Here is a 19,201-nt window from a genome sequence, read left to right on the forward strand (position 1 = left end):
GGCCCACTGGGGGAGCGGGCCACCTTCCATTCTCCCGCGTCCCGCAAGAGGGCCTCGGGGCCGGTGGGGTCAGGACTGCCGGGCGGCCCGGTGCCGTGCTGATCATCTGCCGGGGTCAGGTGCCGGGGCCGGGGGGTCAGGGCTGCCAGGTGATCCGGTGTCGTGCGAGGTGGGCCAGGACCGCGTGATGGGCCTCCCAGCCGTCCGGGCTGTGACCGTTGGCCGCCTCCGGCGGTGTGCCGGACTCCGTCCGGCGGGCGGCCCGGTGCCGTGCTGATCGTCTGCCGGGCGGGTGCCGGGGTCGGGGGTCAGGGCTGCCAGGTGATCCGGTGTCGTGCGAGGTGGGCCAGGACCGCGTGATTGGCCTCCCAGCCGTCCGGGAACTTCACGAGGGTGCCCAGCTGGACCGGTTCCGTCGACGGGTACGCGTCCAGCAGCTCGCCGACACCCGCCCGGCACACCACGATGCAGGCGTGCCGATGCCGGGAGGCCAGCACGCACAGCCGGCCCGTCTCCAGGTGGAAGGCGGTGGCGTCGGGGCGGCCGGACAGCGGGTGCAGCACCACCGTGACGTCGAACTCCCTCCCCTGGAGCCGGTTCGCCGTGTCGACGGTGACGTCCGCCGCCCCCAGCTCGGCCAGCGCCGCCCGTACCGCCGCCGCCTGGTCGCGGTGCGCGGTGCCGACGGCGATCCGGTCGGCGGTGAGCGGCACCGCGTCCTCGGACCGCTCCGAGACCGACGCGCCCTCCCGGTCCAGCAGCCGGCGGACCACCAGCGCCACCGCCCGCACCGCCTCCGGGTCGGTGCGCGGGGTGTGCCGGGCGGGCAGCTCCAGCAGGCCCCAGCCGGACTCGGCGGCCTCGTCGATCACATGGTCGGGCCCCGAACCGTCCGACGGAACCCCGAGCGCGAGCCGCCGGTCGCCGTGCCCGGTGCCGCTGCGGAACGGCGTGTACGGGTAGAACGCGTCCGACACCAGGGGCGCCGCCGAGGCGGGCAGCCGCCACGACACCGGCAGGCGGTGCTGCGGCAGCTCGGGATTGTGCGCGAGCAGCGTGGTCACGGCGGACGCGGACGGGTCGTACGACAGCCCCGCCCACTGCTCGCTGCCCACGATCGAGAACGGGTCCAGCTGCCCCGGATCCCCCACGAACAGCGCCCGCTCGAACAGCCCGGCCACGGCGAGCAGCGCGTCCGAACGCATCTGGTACGCCTCGTCGACGATCGCGTGCGCCCACGGCTCGACACCCTTGACGTGCGCCCACTTGGCGGCCGTCGAGATGACCACGTCGAGCCCGGCGAGGTCGGCCGCCTTCGCCGACTTGCGGACGTTGTCCAGTCCGTCGAGCGCCTTGTCGTACGGGTCGGTGTCGCTGCTGTGCAGCCGGCCGACCGGCAGCCCGGGGTTCTTCTCGGCGAGCCGCAGCACCAGGTCGTCGACCTGGGCGTTGGTCTGCGCCACCACCATCAACGGGCGTCCCGCGTCGGCCAGTTCCAGCGCCGCGCGGACCACGAGGGTGGACTTGCCGGCGCCGGGCGGGGAGTCGACGACCACACCGCGGGCGGTGCCGTGCAGGGTGTCGCGCAGGATCGCGTCGGTGGCACGGGTGGCGGCCGCGCCGGCGTCGAAGACCACCTCGGTGGATGAGCGGGTCACAGCACGTCCTCCTCGGTCACCGGGTCGGCGGGCTCCCGCGTGGCGGCCTCCGCACCGGGCGGGCCGCCGTGCGTCCACGGCGTCTCCTCCGGATCGGGCAGTTTCGCCCCGCCGCGCGGCTCGTGCTCGAACAGCGTGAAGCAGAGGCGGTCGCCCTTCTCCGGCACCGAGCCCGCCTCCGGCTCCTTGCCGCGGCCCATCTTGTCCATGATCCGCAGAACGAGCAGCCCGCCGGTGGCCGGCCCTGCCCCGGACGGCCCCTCCCCGGACGGCCCCTCCCCGGGCGGCCCCTCTTCGGTGCGGTCCCTCCCGTGCCCGTCGGTCTCGTCCTCGTACCCGACGAACTCGGCCGCCTGCGGTTTTCCGCCGAGCGAGCGGTACACCCGGGTCCGCACGGCCAGGTGCGGGCGGTCGTCCGTGCGGACGGTGACCAGCGGGCGGGGGCTCGGCCGCTTGCTCTCGCTGTACGCCATGACGACGTCGGTGACCTCGCCCGCGAAGGCCTCCCCGGACAGCCGCCGGCCCGCCATCACCAGCGGGTCGTCCAAGGCCTCCTGAGCTTCCAGCCGGGCCTGCTCCCGCTCGCGCGTGGCGAGCTTGTTGGCCGCGGTCACCGCGTCGTCGCGGCGCGGCTGCGGCGGCTCTCCGGCCAGGACCCGGTCCCGGTGGCCGGTGAACGACCAGCGGTCGCGCGTCCACCGCTCCTCGACCCGCGCGCCCTCCGGCAGCGCGCGCAGCAGGTCCAGGCCCCGCCACACCGCGTCCCAGGTGGGCCGCGTACGGCTCTCCACCAGGACGCGGATCTCCCGCTCCGCCGCCGTCAGCGCGCCGAGCCGCTCGTCGGCCTCCAGGCCGTCCTGCGCGGCGGCGAGCGCCGTACGGGCGCGGTCGTACCGTTCGATCGCCGGGGCGAGCAGCTTGTTGTCGAACGCCGGGTCGGTCGCCGGGCCCGCGGGCGGGCACCGCAACTGCCCGTCGGCGTCCCGCGCCAGCTCCGCCTCCCGCGCGGCCTCGGCACCCGAGCGGCCCGCGGGCGGGTCGATCCACGCGAGCAGCGCCCCGAGGTGCTGGTCCTCCAGGGAGGACTGCCCGGTCGCCCAGTGCCGGCCCAGCAGATCGGTCATGGCGGGCAGCAGCGACGACCCGGGCACCCGGGCCCGTTCCCCGAAGTGCGTCAGCCACCGCCCGAGCAACGGCACCCGGGGCGGCGCCGGGAAGGGCGCCTCCGGATCCTGCTCCGCCGTGCGCCTGAACCGCGTGGAACGGCCGAGGAGCCGTACGAAGTCGACACCGGCCCGGCTCGGCACGATCAACTGCGGTGCGTCCGCGCACAGTTCGACCTCGACCTTGACCCGCTTGCCGGTCTCCGGGTCGGTCTCGCTGCGCTCCGCGGCCTCCACGGCCTCGGCGCAGCCGTCGATGTAGGGCAGGACCACGTCGGCCAGTTCGGCCAGGAACGCGAACCTGAGGTCGCGGTCGCGCGGCTGCGGTACGGCCAGCAGCCGGGGCGCGTCCCGGTCGGTGCCCACCAGCGCGCCGAGCGGGGCGCCCGCCTCACCGGCGGTGGTCAGCGGCACGAACACCAGGGGCCGCTCGGACAGGTGCCGGTGCCGGACGGTGGCGGCGGGCCGGGCGCGGCCGGTGCTGACGGCCTCGAGGCGGGCGAGGGTGGTGATCAGAGACAAGGGGCCACCTCCGCGGGGGCGGTTCCCGCCACGCCGGCGAGGGCCTGCGCGCCGGTGGGCGCTTCCGCTCCGGCGAGTGCCTCCGCGCGCAGTGCCGCCGCCCTGCGCAGGGCGGCGACCGTCGGATCACCGGGGTCGCCGAGCTCACCGCGGGCCGCCGCCAGTACGTCCTCGACCGTCGCCAGGCCGCCCAGTTCGGCACGGACCGGGCGGCCCAGGGTGGTCACCGCGTCCTGCGCGCGGGAACGGTCCCGGCAGTGGAAGGCCAGTTCGCACGCGGACAGGCACTCCGGCGCGTAGCTCGCCGGGACGGACTCCACGGACGCCGTCAGCCGCTCGCGGGGCAGTTCGGGGGCGAAGCAGGTGCCTTCGGGGAGCGCGTCCGCGATGTGCTCGATGCGGGTGAGCCGGGCCAGCTGACGGGCGGTCACCGCGCGCTGCTTGCGCACGTCCACGGCGGACGCGGTCGGCAGGTTGGAGAAGTCCTTGGGGCACACCAGCAGGATCCGGTGCCGCACCCGGGGGGCCTCCCCGGGGGCGTCCGGGGCGGTGGCGAGACGGGCGGCGACCTCCTCCAGCGCGAGTACGTACACCGCCGCCTGCCGGGCCGCCGCGCCGACCTTCGCCGGATCGGCGGAACCGTCCAGCAGGGGGAAGGACTTGATCTCCACGACCGTCCAACTGCCGTCCGGGTGCACCACCACCGCGTCCGGTTCCAGGAAGGCCGGGGAGCCGGCGACGTCCAGCGCGAGCAGCGGATGGTCGAGCAGCGTCCACTCGCCCGGCGCCAGGACGGCCTCGCCCAGCGCCAGTTCCGTACGCGCCGCACGCCCCGCGTGACCCGCCGCGGACAGGTCGGGCACGCGGGCGGCGGCGGGCGGTTCGGCCGTGCGGTCCAGCTTCTCGTGGACCAGCCGCAGCAGTTCCGTACCGCCGTCGGCCTTGACCTTGGCCTCGAACGCGTTGCCCCGGACGAACGCGAACTGGGACTGGCCGAAGACCGACGGGGAGCCCAACGCGCCCGCGAGCGTGGCCTTGTCGACCCCCGCGCCGTCGAGGATCGCGCGCCGCTCGCAGCCCGGGTTGGCGGCCAGGGCGGCCAGGGCGCGCGCGTCCAGCGCCTTGGCCCGTACGTCCGGACCGCGCAGCTCAGCGAGCCGGTGCCGCAGCTGTCTCGGCGTCTTCCCCCCGGGCCGGAGGGGAGTTGCCCGGCTCGGTTCCGGAGGCGAACCGTGGCTCGAGCTGTCGCTGCCGCTGCCCTGGAAATTGCTCACCCGCGGAAGTCTGGCATCCGTCACTGACAATCGGGGAACCAGCAGAGGCGGAAGAGGCCACCGGGGCCGGTGCGAAGCGCGGCGGCACGAGGGACTTCACCCGGTCCGTGTTCCGCAGCACGACCGGCGTGAGCAGCAGTCCGGCGCCCATCACGGCGGCACCCGCGACCGCGTCGAGGAAGTAGTGGTTGGCGGTGCCCATCACCACGACGACCGTCACCAGCGGATAGATCACACCGGCGGTCTTCGCCAGGCGCGTACCGCCGTGCCGCCACAGGATCAAGCCGCACCACAGGGCCCAGCCCACGTGCAGACTCGGCATCGCCGCGTACTGGTTGGTCAGGCCGCCCAGCCCTCTGGGGGCGCTGGCCTCGCCGGCCCACCAGCCGTACGAGCTGTACTGGGCCATGGTGTCGACGAAGCCGTGGCTCGCCTCGAGCAGCCGGGGCGGGCAGGTGGGCAGCAGGGTGAAGCCGATCAGCCCGATGAACGTCGACGTCATCAGCCAGGTGCGGGCGGCCCGGAAGTGCACCGCGCGGGAGCGGAACAGCCAGACCAGGAGCGCGGGCGTCACCAGGTAGTGCAGCGACGCGTACCAGAAGTCGGCCGGTATCCCCAGCCACGGCTCGCGCGTGAAGAGACGGTTCAGCGGGTGCTCGGCGTTGAGGTACAGCGCCTGCTCGATGCGCAGGATCGCCAGGCCGTGGTTCACGGCGTCGGTGACGTCGCCCCGGACGAGCAGCCGTCCCGCCGAGTAGCAGACGTAGACGAGAAGGATCAGCGGCAGCTCGGTCCACCAGCGCAGCCGGGTCGCCGGGGCCCCTTCGGTACCCGGTGTCTCGGTGTGCGGCATCCGATCGCCCTCCCCCTCGTTCCCATACGGTTGCCCCCATGGCGGTCGGCCACTCTACGGCGTGGACGCGCCCCCGCGGAGGCGCCTCGGCCCTGATAGACGCTGGGATCGTCCCTCGGGTTGCCCGCATCCAGGGTGCGCGATGATGGAGGGGTTCCGCCTGTGATTTCTTTGGAAGGTCTCCCATGGCACCGCGCATGCTGCTGGCCCGGCACGGACAGACCGCGTGGTCGCTGTCCGGCAAGCACACCGGCAGGACCGACGTACCGCTCCTGGACGAGGGCCGGCAGGGCGCCAAGCTGCTCGGCGAGCGCCTGCACCGGCCGCCGTACGACGGGGTGCCGGACGCCGAGGTGCGCACCAGCCCGCTCTCCCGTGCGCGGGAGACCTGCGAACTCGCCGGGTTCGGCGAGCGCGCGCAGCCCTGGGACACCCTCATGGAGTGGCACTACGGCGCCTACGAGGGCCTGACCCCCGCGGAGATACAGGCGGACCGCCCCGGCTGGCTGATCTGGCGGGACGGTGTCCCCGAGGGGGAGACCCTCGCCGAGGTGACGGCCCGCGCGGACGAGGTGGTGGCCTGGGCGCGCTCCGCCGACCGTGACGTCCTGGTCTTCGCCCACGGGCACATCCTGCGCTCCATCGGCGCCCGCTGGCTGGGGCTGCCGCTCGACTTCGCGGCCCGTATCCGCCTCAACCCGACCTCCCTGTCGGTCCTGGGCTGGGCGTACGGGGAACCGGCCGTCGAGAGCTGGAACGACCTGGGGCACCTGGCGGGCTGAACGTCCCGGAGCCGCCGTTCCCGCTGTTCCCGCCGGCCACCCGCGCGGGCACCGCTCACAGCGGGCGTGGGCCGCTCACACCGCGCGGGGGAGCGAGGCGTGGCGGTCCAGGAAGGCCGAGACGCCCGAGGCGTGGCGGTGCGGGAGCAGGACGCGGGCGGTGCCCGCCAGTATCGTCCGGACCCGGGACGACTGGACCTCCGGCAGCAGGTCCAGTACCCGCATCCCCGCCGCGGCCGCCTCGTCGGGGTGTCCGCCGCGCGCCAGGTCGTCCGCCAGCTCCGCCGTGTACAGCGCGATGTTGCGGGTGAAGTGCGGGTTCTGGAGCTCCGCCGCCCGCCGCGCGTGCCGGGCCGCCCGCGGCCAGTCGCCCAGGGTGGACCAGCACTGGGCCTCCAGGCCCTCCAGTTCGGCTTTCCCGTAGAAGGTCATCCATTCGGGGTCGGCCGGCGAGGTGCCGCGGTCGAAGTAGGCCTGCGCGCGGGCCAGCGCCTGCTCGCAGCCCGCCCGGTCGGCGAGCCCCGCCCAGCCGCCCGCCTCGCGCAGTGCCAGCAGCGACATCAGCCGGGGCGAGCCGAGCGGGCGCGCGGCCCGCTGCGCGGCCTGCGCCGCCCGCACCGCCTCCCGCGGCCGGCCCGCGTCACGGGCGAGGAAGGCCGTGTTGCAGAAGGCGTGCGCCTCGAGCCCCGGGTCCCCCGTCACCCGCGCGGTCGCCAGCGCCTCCGCGTAGTGCGAGCGGGCGTCGTCGAAACGGCCCGAGTCGTGCGCCAGCCAGCCCACGGAGATGGCCAGTTCACCGGCGCCCGCGTACAGCCGGTCCGCCGTCCGCTGCCGGGTCGCGCCGGCGTCGAGCAGGGCGTACGCGGCGCGCAGCGGTGCGGAGGCCCGCCGGTAGAGGCCGTCGGCCCCGTGCCGGTCGTCGAGCAGCCGGATGCGGCGGACGGCTTCTTCCAGGGCTCCGGCGTCGCTCGCACCGGGGCGGCGCACGGCGCGCTGTGCCGCCGAGGCGTCCGGGGCGAGCGCGAGCGGGCCCAGTGAGGCGGCGGCCACCGTGGCGCCCCCGCCGGTCATGAATGCGCGACGCAGCACGTCGCTCTCCTCGTAGTCGTGGTACGTGTCGTACGGGTTCTGCGTGTCATACGGTCCGGGGGTCCCGCTGCTCTCACCCGTGACGAGCGCCGGGGTCCCGGCGGGCGCGGGGGGAGTGCCCCCGTCGTCCCGCGTCCGGCGCCCGCGGACCGACGAGCGGGGCGCGAAGCCCAGGTCGGTCAGCGTGCGGCCGGGGAACATGTGCAGGAACACCCGTTCATAGGCGTAGTTGGGGCAGCGGATCTCGCCCGCCTCCACCCGGTGCACGTACCGCGCGTCACAGCTGACCCGCTCACCGATCTCACGGGCGGCCCGGCGGACCGACGCGGCGAACTCGGCCGGCGAGCGCGGTCCGCGCAGTTGCCGGAAGACGAGATTCGGCCGCGGGGGCCGGTCGGGCTGTGACGAGGGCACCGTTGACGACGCCATGGCCGGGTCCTCTCTGCGAACCGTCGAACCATGCCGGGCCTCAGGGCGGTTCCTTGCGGTTCGTCATGGTGCGTCCATGTGCCGCGCGGCGCCGCTCTGGTACCGGCGGGCAAGAACGTACCTGCTGTGACGGAGCCGCCACGCAAAGTTTGGCAACAAACCGGATATCTCATCCGTGATCCGCCATGAACTGCCATTCTGTGCTATTGGGTTCCGCCGTAGCCGTTGACGGCCCGAGGCGTTGAACCCGGTGGACCGGGGGACGGAGAACCCGGTGGACCGGGGGACGAACCGGGAGCGCACTCGGCTCCCGGCCCCGGTCTCCGGCCCCGCCCGTCCGGACGGGGCCGCAGGAGCGTGTGTGGTGGAGGCCGGAGATGCGAAGGCCGGAAGGTGGAGGCCGGGATGACGGACAGCCGAAACAGTGATCCCCGAACGCCGCGCGGCGGGCTGCCGGACGGGTGCGACGTGGTGACGGTGCCGGCCCGCCAGGGGCTGGAGGCGGTCGACATCCTCCGGCGCGGTGAGGCGGGCGACGCGGTGGGTCCCGTCCTGCACGAGGACGGCGGGTGCACGCTCGGGTTCCTGGTGCCGCCGGGGACGGCCGCGGGGTGGGACGTGCCGGGCAGCACCTGCAGGCGGACCGACGGCCGCGGACTGCCCCTGGCCCCCGCCTCCGGGGCGCCCGCCCCCGGGCCGCCGGGGGAGGGCCCGGACTGGCTGCTGCCGCCCGAGGACACCGACCTCGCCACCGACCCCGCGGCCCTGCGGGAGGCACTGGGCCAGGCACAGCGCCTGCTCGACGTGGCGGACGGCTGCCGGTGAGGGCAGCCGCGGGAGGCCGGTGAGGAGGGCGGCCGGTGAGGAGGGCCGAGGAGGGGGCGGCCGGGGAGCGGGCGGGCGTCGGGTGACAATGGCCCCATGGGCAGGACCAGGAACTCCGGGCGCGGGCAGGCCGCCGCCGACACCGTCGTCGAGAACGTCGACGGAGGGCTCGCCCGGCTCGTCCCCGACCGGGAGCGGCCGAGGGCGTGGACGCTGCTGATCGACGACGCTCCGCAGTCGCACGTCGACCTGGACGACCCGGCGTACCTCTCGTTCGAGTACCAGCGGCGGCTCGGACACGTCGTCGACACCGTCGCACCGGCCGGCCGGCCCCTGCAGGCCGTGCATCTCGGCGGCGGCGCGTTCACTCTCGCCCGGTACGTCGCCGCCACCCGGCCCCGGTCCACCCAGCAGGTCGTCGAGCGGGACGCGAAGCTGGTGCAACTGGTCCGCCGGGAGCTGCCGGTGGACCCCAGGTCACGGATCAGGGTGCGCTCGGTGGACGCCAGGGAAGGGCTCGCGAAGATACCGGACGGATGGGCCGGCCTCGTCGTCGCCGACGTGTTCAGCGGCGCCCGCACCCCCGCCCACCTGACCTCGACCGAATTCCTGGACGACGTCCGCAGGGCCCTCGCACCCGGCGGGGTCTACGCCGCCAACCTCGCCGACGGACCGCCGCTGGCCCATCTGCGCGGCCAGATCGCCACCGCCGCCGCCCGGTTCGCCGAACTCGCACTGATCGCCGACCCGGCGGTCCTGCGCGGCAAGCGCTTCGGCAATGCCGTGCTGGTCGCCTCCGACGCGCCCCTCCCGATCGCCGAACTGACCCGCCGCGCCGCCTCCGACCCGCACCCCGGCCGCGTCCAGCACGGCCCGGAACTCAGGGACTTCACCGGCGGAGCCGCCCCGGTCACCGACCTGGCGGCGGTCGCCTCACCGGCGCCACCGGCATCGGTGTTCCGCTGAGCCCCTCGGGCCGAGCCCTCTCGGGCCGACCCCCTCAGTAGGTGCCGATCTCCACGCGCGGCGGACCGTCGTGCCAGGTGCAGAAGACCGACACCCGCTCCGCGCCCGACGTGAACTCCACCCGGATCCACGACTCCGTCTTCCACACCTGCATCGACCAGCCCGCCCCGGGCGTCGCCGACACCAAGGACGCGGACGTCTCGCCGAGGTCGAAGACCGCCCGGCCGCCGGCGGTGTCGTAGGCCTTGACCTCGCCGGAGGTGGCCGGGGCCGGGTCGCCGCCGGCCGGCGCGGGATCGGCCGGCTTCGGCTCGGGCGCAGCGGACGTCCCGCCGGGCTCCCGAGCCGGCCGCCGCGACGACGCGGAGGCCTTCGCGTCCGAATCCCCGGCGCCCTCCGCGTCCTTGCCGGTGCCCTTGTCCTTCGAGCCCCCGCCGTCCCTGCCGTCCTCGGCGTCCTTCGACGGCTCCCCGTCGGACGGGCGCCGGGTCGAGGACGAGACCGGCTTCGACTCCTGCGTCGCCGCGTCCCCGGCCGTGACGGGCAGCGCACGCGGAGGGTCGTAGGCGGTGCCCGCCATCACGGTGTGCACACCCCACCACGACAGCGTGACCGCCGCGCCCGTGGCGAGCAGCCAGGCCAACAGGTGTACGAGTCCTCTGCGCATCGCCGGTCATACTGCCTCACCCGTCCCACGGGTGTCGCGCCTCCTCCGGGATCCGGAGTTGTCCACAGGCCGCCGCCGGCCCGCCCGGCATGGCGTACGGTGCCGCCCATGGCAAGTGTTCTCGTGGTCGAGGACGACCCGTTCGTGCGCTCGGCGCTCATCCGGCAACTGACCGACGCCACGCACACCGTGCGCAGTGTGGGGACGGCGCTGGAGGCGCTGCGCGAGGTCGCCCATTTCCGTTTCGACGTCGTCGTCCTGGACCTCGGGCTGCCCGACCTCGACGGCTCCGAGGCGCTGAAGATGCTGCGCGGCATCACCGACGTGCCGGTGATCATCGCCACCGCGCGGGACGACGAGGCGGAGATCGTACGGCTGTTGAACGCGGGCGCGGACGACTACCTGACCAAGCCCTTCTCGGCGGAACACCTGTCGGCCCGCATGGCGGCCGTCCTGCGCCGGGCCCGTTCCCTCGCGGGGGAGGCCGCGCCGTCCCCGGTGATCCGGGTCGGCGGGCTGACCGTCGACCCGTTGCGCCGCCAGGCCGAACTCGACGGCGTACGGCTCGACCTGACCCGGCGCGAGTTCGACCTCCTCGCCTTCCTCGCCGGGCGGCCCGGAGTCGTCGTCGCCCGCAGGGAACTCCTCGCCGAGGTGTGGCAGCAGTCGTACGGCGACGACCAGACCATCGACGTCCACCTGTCCTGGCTGCGCCGGAAACTGGGGGAGACGGCCGCCCGGCCGCGCTATCTGCACACCCTGCGGGGCGTCGGCGTGAAACTGGAGCCGCCCGCCGCCCAGGCCCCCGGAGCGGAGCAGCCGCGATGAGGTGGGCCCTGGTGAAGGTGTCCGTGGCGGTGACCGCGATGGTCGTGGTCGCCTTCGCGGTGCCGCTGGGCCTGGTCATCCGCGAGATGGCCCGCGACCGTGCCTTCTCCAACGCCGAGCGGGAAGCCGCCGCGGTCGCCCCCGCGCTGTCCATCACCACCGACCGCGACCAGCTCGAACGCGTCGTCGCCTCCGCCGGCTCCGGCGGGTCCGACGCGGGGATGGCCGTGCACCTCCCCGCGGCGGACGGCGAGAAGCCCTTCGACATCGGACACCGGCGCGCCACCGCGGAGGACGTCGAGGCGGTACGGAACCTGGGGCGCGTCTCCACCTCCCAGGTGTCCGGCGGCTCCGCGCTGCTCCAGCCGGTCGCGCTCAGCAGCGGCGAGATCGCCGTGGTCGAGGTGTACGTCCCCGAGTCCGAGGTCACCAACGGGGTGGGCACGGCCTGGGCGGTGCTCGCGGCGGTCGGCGCCGCCCTCGTCCTCGGCTCGGTCGCGGTCGCCGACCGGCTGGGCGTACGGATGGTGCGGCCCGCGCAGCGGCTGGTCGAGGGCGCGCACGAACTGGGGGAGGGCAAGCTGGGCGCGCGGGTGCCCGAGAAGGGGCCGACCGAACTGCGGCTGGCGGCCGTGGCGTTCAACTCCATGGCCGACCAGGTCGTCCAGCTCCTCGCCAACGAGCGGGAACTGGCCGCCGACCTCTCCCACCGGCTGCGCACCCCGCTGACCGTGCTGCGGCTGAACGCCGCCTCGCTCGGCGACGGACCGGCCGCCGAACAGACCCGCGCGGCGGTGGAACAACTGGAGCGCGAGGTCGACACCATCATCCGCACCGCGCGGGACGCCAAACCGCAGACGGCCGCCGCCGGTCCCGGCGCCGGCTGCGACGCGGCCGAAGTGGTCCGGGAGCGGATGGTGTTCTGGTCGGCGCTCGCCGAGGACGAGGGCCGCAAGTGGCGGGTGGCCGGCGCGGACACCCCCGTACGCATCCCCGTGGCCCGCGCCGATCTGGCCGCCGCCCTCGACGCCCTGCTCGGCAACGTGTTCCGGCACACCCCCGAGGGCACCGCCTTCGCGGTCGACGTGCACAACGGCGAGGACGCGGTGATCGTGCTCGTCTCCGACGCGGGACCCGGCATACCCGACCCCGAGGCGGCGATGGCCCGCGGCCGGGGCTCCGGCCACGACGGCTCCACCGGGCTCGGCCTGGACATAGTGCGCCGCCTCGCGGAGACCACCGGAGGGGACGTCCGCATCGGCTCGTCGGTGCTCGGCGGAACCGAGGTACGGATCTGGATCCAGCTGGACGGACGCGAGGGCGCACCCCGCGGCCGGGGCCGCGGCCACCGCGGGACCGTACGCCGCCGTCGCCCGGGACGCCTGGTGCCGACGTTCCGGGCCTGAGGTTTCGGCCCGGCGTTCGGGGCTTGAGGTTTCGGCCCGGCGTTCGGGGCTTGAGGTTTTGGGCCCGGCGTTCCGGGCCCGGTCTTCCGTCCCGGTCTCCCGGCCTGCCCCCGGAACCTGCGTTCCGGGGGCAGGCCGGGAGAACACGCCGGTGCGCGCCCCGGCCGGCCTCCCCCGTCCGGACAGTGCGCGCACCCGTCCGGGTGTCCGTCCGGCCGGGGCGCGCATCCGCCCGGGTGTCCGCTCCGGTGCCTGTCCGGGCACCGCCCGGCAGGAAGACGGCCCCGGACACGCCCCGGACACGCCCCGGACGGGACGCGGACACCCGCGTGGGGCGCGGCGCTCCCCCTGAGACGCCGCGCCCCGTTCCCCCGCTCCCGGTTCCCCCGTGTCCGGGAGGGTCAGATGCCGTCCGGCTCCGGCAGGGCTCCCGAGCGGGCCGCCCGGCCGTACCAGAGGGCACTGGACTTCGGGGTCCGCTGCTGGGTCGTGTAGTCGACGTAGACCGCGCCGAAGCGCTTCTCGTAGCCGTACGCCCACTCGAAGTTGTCCATCAGGGACCACAGGTAGTAGCCGCGCACGTCCGCGCCGTCGGTGATGGCCCGGCGGACCGCCGACAGGTGGCCGTGCAGGTAGGAGACACGCTCCGGGTCGTGCACCGAGCCGTCGGCGCCGGGCTTGTCGTCGTAGGCCGCGCCGTTCTCGGTGACGTAGAGCGGCAGGCCGGGCGCCTCGCGGGTGTAGCGCATGATCAGGTCGTACAGGCCCGTCGGGTCGACGGACCAGCCCATCTCGGTCTGCTCGCCCGGAGACTGGTGGAAGGCGACGTCGTCCGTGGCGGGCCACGGCGTGTGCTCGCTCTCCCCGTGGCCGTCGGCCCGCGGACCCTTCGCGTCCGGGTCCGCCCCCGACACCAGGGTGGGCGTGTAGTAGTTGAGTCCCAGCGCGTCCAGCGGCTGGTGGATCAGCTCCAGGTCGCCGTCCTGGACGAACGACCAGTCGGTGAGCGAGGAGGTCGCCTCCAGCAGCGTCTTCGGGTAGGCGCCGTGCAGGATCGGGCCGTGGAAGATGCCGCCGGACAGGTCGTCGATCTTGCGCGCCGCCGCCAGGTCCGCCGGGTCGTTCGGGGAGAGGGGCCGCACCACCGAGGTGTTGAGGCTGAGCGCGACCGAGTTGCGGGCCGGCATCACCGACCGCAGCGCCTTGGCGCCCAGCCCGTGTGCCAGGTTCAGGTGGTGGGCGGCCCGCAGCGAGGCCACCGGGTCGGTACGGCCGGGCGCGTGCACGCCGGACGCGTAGCCCAGGAAGGCGCTGCACCACGGCTCGTTGAGCGTGATCCACTGCTCCACCCGGTCGCCGAGCGCCTCGCCGACGATCTGCGCGTACTCGGCGAAACGGTAGGCGGTGTCGCGCTCCGGCCAGCCGCCCGCGTCCTCCAGCTCCTGCGGCAGGTCCCAGTGGTAGAGGGTGACGGCCGGCTTGATGCCGTGCTCCAGCAGCTCGTCGACCAGCTTGCGGTAGAAGTCCAGGCCGCGCTGCACGGCCGGGCCGCGGCCGGTCGGCTGCACCCGGGGCCAGGAGACGGAGAAGCGGTAGGCGCCCAGGCCCAGGTCCGCCATCATCGCCACGTCGTCGCGGTAGCGGTGGTAGTGGTCGTTGGCGATGTCACCGGTGTCGCCGCCGGCGGTCCTGCCCGGGGTGTGGCTGAAGGTGTCCCAGATGGACGGGGTGCGTCCGTCCTCCTGCACGGCGCCCTCGATCTGGTAGGCGGAGGTCGCGGAGCCCCAGAGGAAGGCGGGGGGGAAGGCCGCCGGGGTCACCGGCGTTGCGGAGTCAGACATGGAAGCGCTCCCATAGGCGGTCGTGGAGGACCTGCGAGTCGGAGTGAGCAGGGGAAGAGTGAGCAGGGGAACCAGGAGGAAAAGGAGTGGGGGAAGGGAGGGGGGCGAGCAGGGGCCGAGGCGTCGGTGACCCGGCCCCTGGAAAGGGGCGAAGGTGGAGGGGGTGCGCGCGTCAGCCCTTGACCGCGCCCTGCATGATCCCGCCCACGATCTGCTTGCCGAAGATCGCGAAGACCAGCAGCAGCGGCAGGGTGCCCAGCAGCGCGCCCGCCATGATCAGGGACTGGTCCGGGGTGAAGCCGCGGCCGAGGCCCGCGACCGCGACCTGCACGGTCGGGTTGCCGGACTGGGTCAGGACGAGGAACGGCCACAGGAAGTCGTTCCAGGTCTGCACGAAGATCAGCATGCCCAGCACGGCCATCGCCGGCCGCGCCGCCGGGAACACCACGTGCCAGACCACGCGCCAACTGCTCGCGCCGTCGACCCTGGCAGCCTCGATGATCTCGTCCGGCAGTGCCTGGATCAGGTACTGCCGCATGAAGAACACGCCGAACGCGCTCACCAGCGACGGGAAGATGACCGCCTGCAGCTGGTCGGTCCAGTCCAGCTTGGCGACCATCATGTACAGCGGGATGATGCTGAGCTGCGGCGGCACCATCATCGTGCCGATCACGAGCAGCATCAGCGCGCCGCGACCCCTGAAGCGCAGCTTGGCGAAGGCGAACCCGGCGATCGTCGACAGGACGACGACGGTGAGCGCCGAGATGCCTGCCACGATCGTGGTGTTGAGGAAGGCCTCACCGAGGTTGGCATCGGTCCAGGCCGACTCCAGGTTCTTGAACAGGTTCGAGCCGAACCAGAAGGGCGGCGGGGTCTGCGCCAGGCGCTGGGTGTCCCGGGAGGCGGCGATCGCGGTCCACACCAGCGGGAACAGCGAGACGATCGTGAACACGATCAGGATCGCGTACGCGACGGGGCCGCCGTGCAGGGTGCCGCCGGCCCGCGCGGACTTCGGCAGACGGGAGCGCTTCTGCTCCTTGGCGGGGGTGGTCTCGGGGGGCGTCACAGTCGTCGTCACGGCCACAACTCCTTAACTGCTGGCGCGCAGCCGGCGCGAGATGACGTAGTTGATGATGCCGATGACGATCAGGATCAGGAACATCATCCAGGCGATCGCCGAGGCGCGGCCCAGGTGCTGGTTGATCCAGCCCTGTTCGTACAGGTACAGGCCGAGCGTCTGGAACTGGTGCTCCGCACCGCCGGAGGCGCCCTTGTTGGGGTCGAACAGCAGCGGCTCGCCGAAGACCTGGCTGGCGCCGATCGTGGAGACGACCACCGTGAACAGGATCGTCGGGCGCAGCGACGGCAGCGTCACGTGCAGGAACTGCTGCCAGCGGCTGGCGCCGTCCAGCGCCGCCGACTCGTACAGGTCCTGCGGGATCGCCTGCATCGCGGCCAGGTAGATCAGCGCGTTGTAACCGGTCCAGCGCCAGATGATGATCGTCGAGACGGCGAACTGCCCGGGCCACTTGTCGTCCTGCCAGGCGACCGGGTCGATCCCGACGAAGTCCAGCGCCCAGTTGATCATCCCGTAGTCACGCCCGAAGAGCAGCACGAACACCAGGGAGGCGGCGGCGATCGAGGTGGCGTACGGGGCGAGCATCGCGACCCGGTAGAAGGTCGAGGCGCGCAGTTTGTAGTTGAGGATGTGGGCGATGCCCATCGCCATCAGCAGCTGCGGGACGGTCGAGATGATGCCGATGGTCAGGGTGTTCTGCGCCGCGTTCCAGAAGAAGTCGTCGTCGAAGATCCGGGTGTAGTTGCGCAGCCCCACCCAGCTCATGTCGGTCGGGGCGGTCAGCTCCACCTGGTGCAGCGAGGCCCAGCCGGTGTAGACCAGCGGGAACAGGCCGAAGGCGAGGAACAGCAGGAAGAACGGGGAGACGAAGGCGTACGGGCTCCACCGCATGTCCCGCTGCCAGCGGCGGGACAGCTTCTGCCGCCGCCGCTCCTCCTTGCCCTCGGGCGTGGTGCTCCCGGCCGGGCGGCCCGGGGCCGCGCCCCCCTTGACGGGGGACGCGGCGGTGTCGTGGCGGGTGGACATTCGGGTCACTTGTCCAGGTTGTTGTCGATGGTCTTGACGGCCGTCTCCCAGGCTTCCTTCGGCGACTTGCCCTTGGTCACCAGAATGACGCCGTTGTCCCCCAGGCCCTGCGAGATGATCTGGTCCTTCGGGCCGATGACCTGGACCGGGATCTGCCGGGCGGCCTCGGCGAAGACCTCACCGATCGGGGCGTCGCCGGTCATGTCGTTCACCGCGCCGGTCACTTCGGGACTGTCGAAGGCGGTCTGGGCGCTCGGGAAGCTGCCCTGCACCTTGAACAGCTTCGCCTGCTGCTCGGGCGCGGTCAGCCAGGCGACGAGCTTCTTGGCCTCGTCGACGTTCTTGGCGCTCTTGGGCACGCTCAGGAAGGAGCCGCCCCAGTTGCCGGCCTTGGGGGGCAGGGCCACGTCCCACTTGCCCGCGGCGTCCGGCTGGGACTTGCCCTTGATGTAGCCGAGCATCCAGGGCGGGCAGGACATCGCGGCGAACTTGTTGTTGGCGATCGTCTGGTCCCACGCGGGCTGGAACTGCGTCTGGGCACCGACCAGACCGTTCTCGGCGGCCTTCGCGGTCATGTCGAAGGCCTTCTTGACGGCGGGGTTGGTCTTGTAGATGACCTCGCCGGAGGAGTCGTAGAACCGCTCCTTCTCACTGCTGAGAATGGCGCTCATCAGACCGCCGGGGGAGTCCATGAAGGTGGTGCCCTTGGGCGCCTTCTTCTGGTAGTCCTCACCGACCTCGATCAGCTTGGCCCAGTCGCCGGCCCACAGCTTGCCGACCTCTTCGCGGTCGGTGGGCAGGCCCGCCTTCTCGAACAGGTCCTTGCGGTAGCAGATCGCCATCGGGCCGATGTCGGTGCCGAGGCCGACGGTCTGGCCGTCCTTGGTGGTGGCCTGCTCCCACTTCCAGTCGAGCCAGTCGCTCTTGTTCACACCCTCGGCCTTGGAGAGGTCCTCGAGCTTGCCGGCCTGGGTCTCCACGATCTCGGCGATGTTGCCGACCTCGACGGCCTGGACGTCCTGCAGGCCGCTGTTGGTGGTGAGGTGGTTGAGCAGCGCCGGGTAGTAGTTCTCGTTGCGCTCGACGACGTTCTCGGCGATCTTGATGTCCGGGTTCAGCTTCTCGTACTCGGCGTAGAGACCGGCCTCCTTGAAGCCGAAGGTGCCGAACAGGCCCAGCGTGACCGTCGTCTTCCCCTTGCCGTCCGACGAGGAGTCGGAGTCACCGTCTCCACCGTCGTCGGCACAGCCGGCCAGCAGCCCCGTGCCCAGTGACACCACGGCCGCGACGGCCAGTGCCTTGCGGGTGAAGAGCTTCCCCCCGTTCGTGCGCTGCCGAGAGAGGGGGAGGGTACGTGCTCGCATTGCGTCCTCCTGTTGCCCTGACGTGCCGACCCCCCGGCCAACGGCGTTGTTGGGCCCGTTTGTTGCGTGCTGCGGCTCGGGCGGGGAACGTGCGGGTTGTGTATGTGTCAGGTACTGTGGGAGCGCTCCCACAAGTGATGTGTTGAAGGGTCGCGGGTCCTGGCGGGGGTGTCAAGGGAGCGGACGAGGAGAACTGCGTTCAGTTATCGGGCTGTTAACTGGACACCCGGACGTTGCCGATGGATGTGCCGGCCCGGACGGTACTCCTGCCGGAGGCCGCCGCCGTGTGCAGGGCTGTTAGATTCCAGGCCAGCGTGACATGCGACGGAAAGTGGGGCGTACATGGCAAGCCACGGAGCGCGGGGCCGCGGGGGCGGCCGCCCCACCCTCGAAGAGGTGGCGGCGCGCGCCGGTGTCGGCAGGGGCACGGTCTCCCGGGTGATCAACGGTTCACCCCGGGTGAGCGACGCCACCCGCGCCGCCGTGGAGGCCGCCGTCGCGGAGCTCGGTTACGTCCCGAACACGGCCGCCCGCGCGCTGGCCGCCAACCGCACCGACGCGATCGCGCTGGTCGTGCCCGAGCCGGAGACCCGGTTCTTCGCCGAACCGTACTTCTCGGACATGCTGCGCGGGGTGGGGGCGGCGCTCTCCGACACCGAGATGCAACTGCTGCTGATCTTCGCGGGCAGCGACCGGGAGCGGCAGCGCCTCGCCGACTACCTGGCCGCGCACCGGGTGGACGGTGTGCTGCTGGTCTCCGTGCACGCCGACGACCCGCTGCCCGACATGCTCGCCCGGCTGGAGATCCCGGCGGTGATCAGCGGTCCCCGGTCGGCCGCGGAGACGCTGACCTCGGTCGACTCCGACAACTACGGCGGGGCCCGGCATGCCGTCGAGCACCTCCTCGGCCGGGGCCGGCGCCGCATCGCCCACATCACCGGCCGTCTCGACGTGTACGGCGCGCAGCGGCGCGTCGACGGCTACCGCGACGCCCTGCGCGACGCGGGCCACCCCGCGGACGACCTGCTGATCGAGACCGGCGACTTCTCCGAGGAGGGCGGCCGGCGCGCGATGGCGGCGCTGCTGGAGCGCCGCCCGGACCTGGACGCGGTCTTCGCCGCCTCCGACGTGACCGCCGCCGGTGCCCGGCACGCGCTGCGGGAGGCGGGCCGCCGCATCCCCGACGACGTGGCCCTGGTCGGCTACGACGACTCCGCCATCGCCCGCCACATGGACCCGCCGCTGACCAGCGTGCGCCAGCCCATCGAGGAGATGGGCCGCAGGATGATCGACCTCCTCCTCGCCGAGGTCGCCGACCGCCGCCCGTCCGCCTCCAGGGAACTGGACCGGCGCCAGGTGGTGCTGGCCACGGAGCTGGTGGGGCGCGCTTCGTCGTAGTGCCCGGCCGCTTCGGACCGGTGCCGTGACGT

16 protein-coding genes are annotated in these 19,201 nt (G+C 73.4%); 6 read left to right on the forward strand and 10 right to left on the reverse strand.

Going from position 1 to position 19,201, the window contains the following annotated elements; all coding sequences use genetic code 11:
* Positions 1-308: 308 nt before the first annotated feature.
* From ACIF80_RS29570 to ACIF80_RS29585, 4 genes are read right to left on the reverse strand one after another with little or no spacing between them, the layout of a single operon-like run.
* Positions 309-1,658 (reverse strand): AAA domain-containing protein, encoded by a 1,350-nt coding sequence (locus tag ACIF80_RS29570; protein ID WP_399810217.1) that lies wholly within the window; start codon positions 1,656-1,658, stop codon positions 309-311.
* Positions 1,655-3,343, reverse strand: coding sequence for a hypothetical protein (locus ACIF80_RS29575; RefSeq protein ID WP_399810218.1), 1,689 nt, complete (start codon positions 3,341-3,343; stop codon positions 1,655-1,657). Before ACIF80_RS29575 ends, ACIF80_RS29570 begins: the two co-directional genes overlap by 4 nt.
* Positions 3,334-4,512 (reverse strand): hypothetical protein, encoded by a 1,179-nt coding sequence (locus ACIF80_RS29580; RefSeq protein ID WP_399810268.1) that lies wholly within the window; start codon positions 4,510-4,512, stop codon positions 3,334-3,336. The genes ACIF80_RS29575 and ACIF80_RS29580 overlap by 10 nt, the downstream gene beginning before the upstream one ends.
* Positions 4,493-5,470: a phosphatase PAP2 family protein gene (locus ACIF80_RS29585; protein WP_399810220.1), complete on the reverse strand. Its 978-nt coding sequence runs from the start codon at positions 5,468-5,470 to the stop codon at positions 4,493-4,495. The genes ACIF80_RS29580 and ACIF80_RS29585 overlap by 20 nt, the downstream gene beginning before the upstream one ends.
* Positions 5,471-5,655: 185 nt before the next feature.
* On the opposite strand from ACIF80_RS29585, the gene ACIF80_RS29590 reads away from it, so the two are divergent.
* The gene (locus ACIF80_RS29590; RefSeq protein WP_399810222.1) at positions 5,656-6,252 is read left to right on the forward strand and encodes a histidine phosphatase family protein; all 597 of its coding nucleotides are present in this window, start codon (positions 5,656-5,658) and stop codon (positions 6,250-6,252) included.
* Positions 6,253-6,327: 75 nt separating this feature from the next.
* On the opposite strand, the gene ACIF80_RS29595 is transcribed toward ACIF80_RS29590, so the two are convergent.
* Positions 6,328-7,770 carry a hypothetical protein gene (locus ACIF80_RS29595; protein ID WP_399810223.1) on the reverse strand — a complete coding sequence of 481 codons (1,443 nt, stop codon included), beginning with the start codon at positions 7,768-7,770 and terminating at the stop codon, positions 6,328-6,330.
* A 405-nt stretch (positions 7,771-8,175) separates the two neighbouring features.
* Between ACIF80_RS29595 and ACIF80_RS29600 the strand changes: the two genes are divergently transcribed.
* Both ACIF80_RS29600 and ACIF80_RS29605 read left to right on the forward strand, forming a co-directional pair.
* Entirely contained in the window at positions 8,176-8,595 is a 420-nt protein-coding gene (locus ACIF80_RS29600; protein WP_399810224.1) for a hypothetical protein, read from the forward strand.
* 96 nt (positions 8,596-8,691) lie between these two features.
* A complete protein-coding gene (locus ACIF80_RS29605; RefSeq protein ID WP_399810225.1) occupies positions 8,692-9,561 on the forward strand; it encodes a spermidine synthase in 870 nt (289 codons plus the stop codon).
* Between the two features lie 34 nt (positions 9,562-9,595).
* Here ACIF80_RS29605 and ACIF80_RS29610 read toward each other — a convergent pair whose 3' ends face one another.
* Complete coding sequence (locus tag ACIF80_RS29610) at positions 9,596-10,228, reverse strand: hypothetical protein (protein WP_399810227.1); 633 nt, start codon at positions 10,226-10,228, stop codon at positions 9,596-9,598.
* A 108-nt stretch (positions 10,229-10,336) separates the two neighbouring features.
* Between ACIF80_RS29610 and ACIF80_RS29615 the strand changes: the two genes are divergently transcribed.
* A complete protein-coding gene (locus ACIF80_RS29615) occupies positions 10,337-11,056 on the forward strand; it encodes a response regulator transcription factor (protein ID WP_399810228.1) in 720 nt (239 codons plus the stop codon).
* Positions 11,053-12,462 (forward strand): sensor histidine kinase, encoded by a 1,410-nt coding sequence (locus tag ACIF80_RS29620; protein ID WP_399810231.1) that lies wholly within the window; start codon positions 11,053-11,055, stop codon positions 12,460-12,462. The genes ACIF80_RS29615 and ACIF80_RS29620 overlap by 4 nt, the downstream gene beginning before the upstream one ends.
* A gap of 401 nt (positions 12,463-12,863) precedes the next feature.
* On the opposite strand, the gene ACIF80_RS29625 is transcribed toward ACIF80_RS29620, so the two are convergent.
* The 4 genes from ACIF80_RS29625 to ACIF80_RS29640 form a co-directional block, all read right to left on the reverse strand.
* Complete coding sequence (locus tag ACIF80_RS29625; RefSeq protein ID WP_399810232.1) at positions 12,864-14,303, reverse strand: GH1 family beta-glucosidase; 1,440 nt, start codon at positions 14,301-14,303, stop codon at positions 12,864-12,866.
* A 172-nt stretch (positions 14,304-14,475) separates the two neighbouring features.
* Positions 14,476-15,381, reverse strand: a complete 906-nt coding sequence (locus ACIF80_RS29630) for a carbohydrate ABC transporter permease (RefSeq protein ID WP_055593747.1) — start codon at positions 15,379-15,381, stop codon at positions 14,476-14,478.
* A 12-nt stretch (positions 15,382-15,393) separates the two neighbouring features.
* Positions 15,394-16,407 carry a carbohydrate ABC transporter permease gene (locus ACIF80_RS29635; protein WP_399810270.1) on the reverse strand — a complete coding sequence of 338 codons (1,014 nt, stop codon included), beginning with the start codon at positions 16,405-16,407 and terminating at the stop codon, positions 15,394-15,396.
* 5 nt (positions 16,408-16,412) lie between these two features.
* The gene (locus ACIF80_RS29640) at positions 16,413-17,771 is read right to left on the reverse strand and encodes an extracellular solute-binding protein (protein ID WP_399810234.1); all 1,359 of its coding nucleotides are present in this window, start codon (positions 17,769-17,771) and stop codon (positions 16,413-16,415) included.
* Between the two features lie 342 nt (positions 17,772-18,113).
* On the opposite strand from ACIF80_RS29640, the gene ACIF80_RS29645 reads away from it, so the two are divergent.
* Positions 18,114-19,169 carry a LacI family DNA-binding transcriptional regulator gene (locus ACIF80_RS29645; protein ID WP_399810235.1) on the forward strand — a complete coding sequence of 352 codons (1,056 nt, stop codon included), beginning with the start codon at positions 18,114-18,116 and terminating at the stop codon, positions 19,167-19,169.
* Positions 19,170-19,201 lie beyond the last annotated feature (32 nt).

The organism is Streptomyces sp. NPDC085927, assembly GCF_044540975.1.
Taxonomy (GTDB): domain Bacteria; phylum Actinomycetota; class Actinomycetes; order Streptomycetales; family Streptomycetaceae; genus Streptomyces; species Streptomyces hirsutus.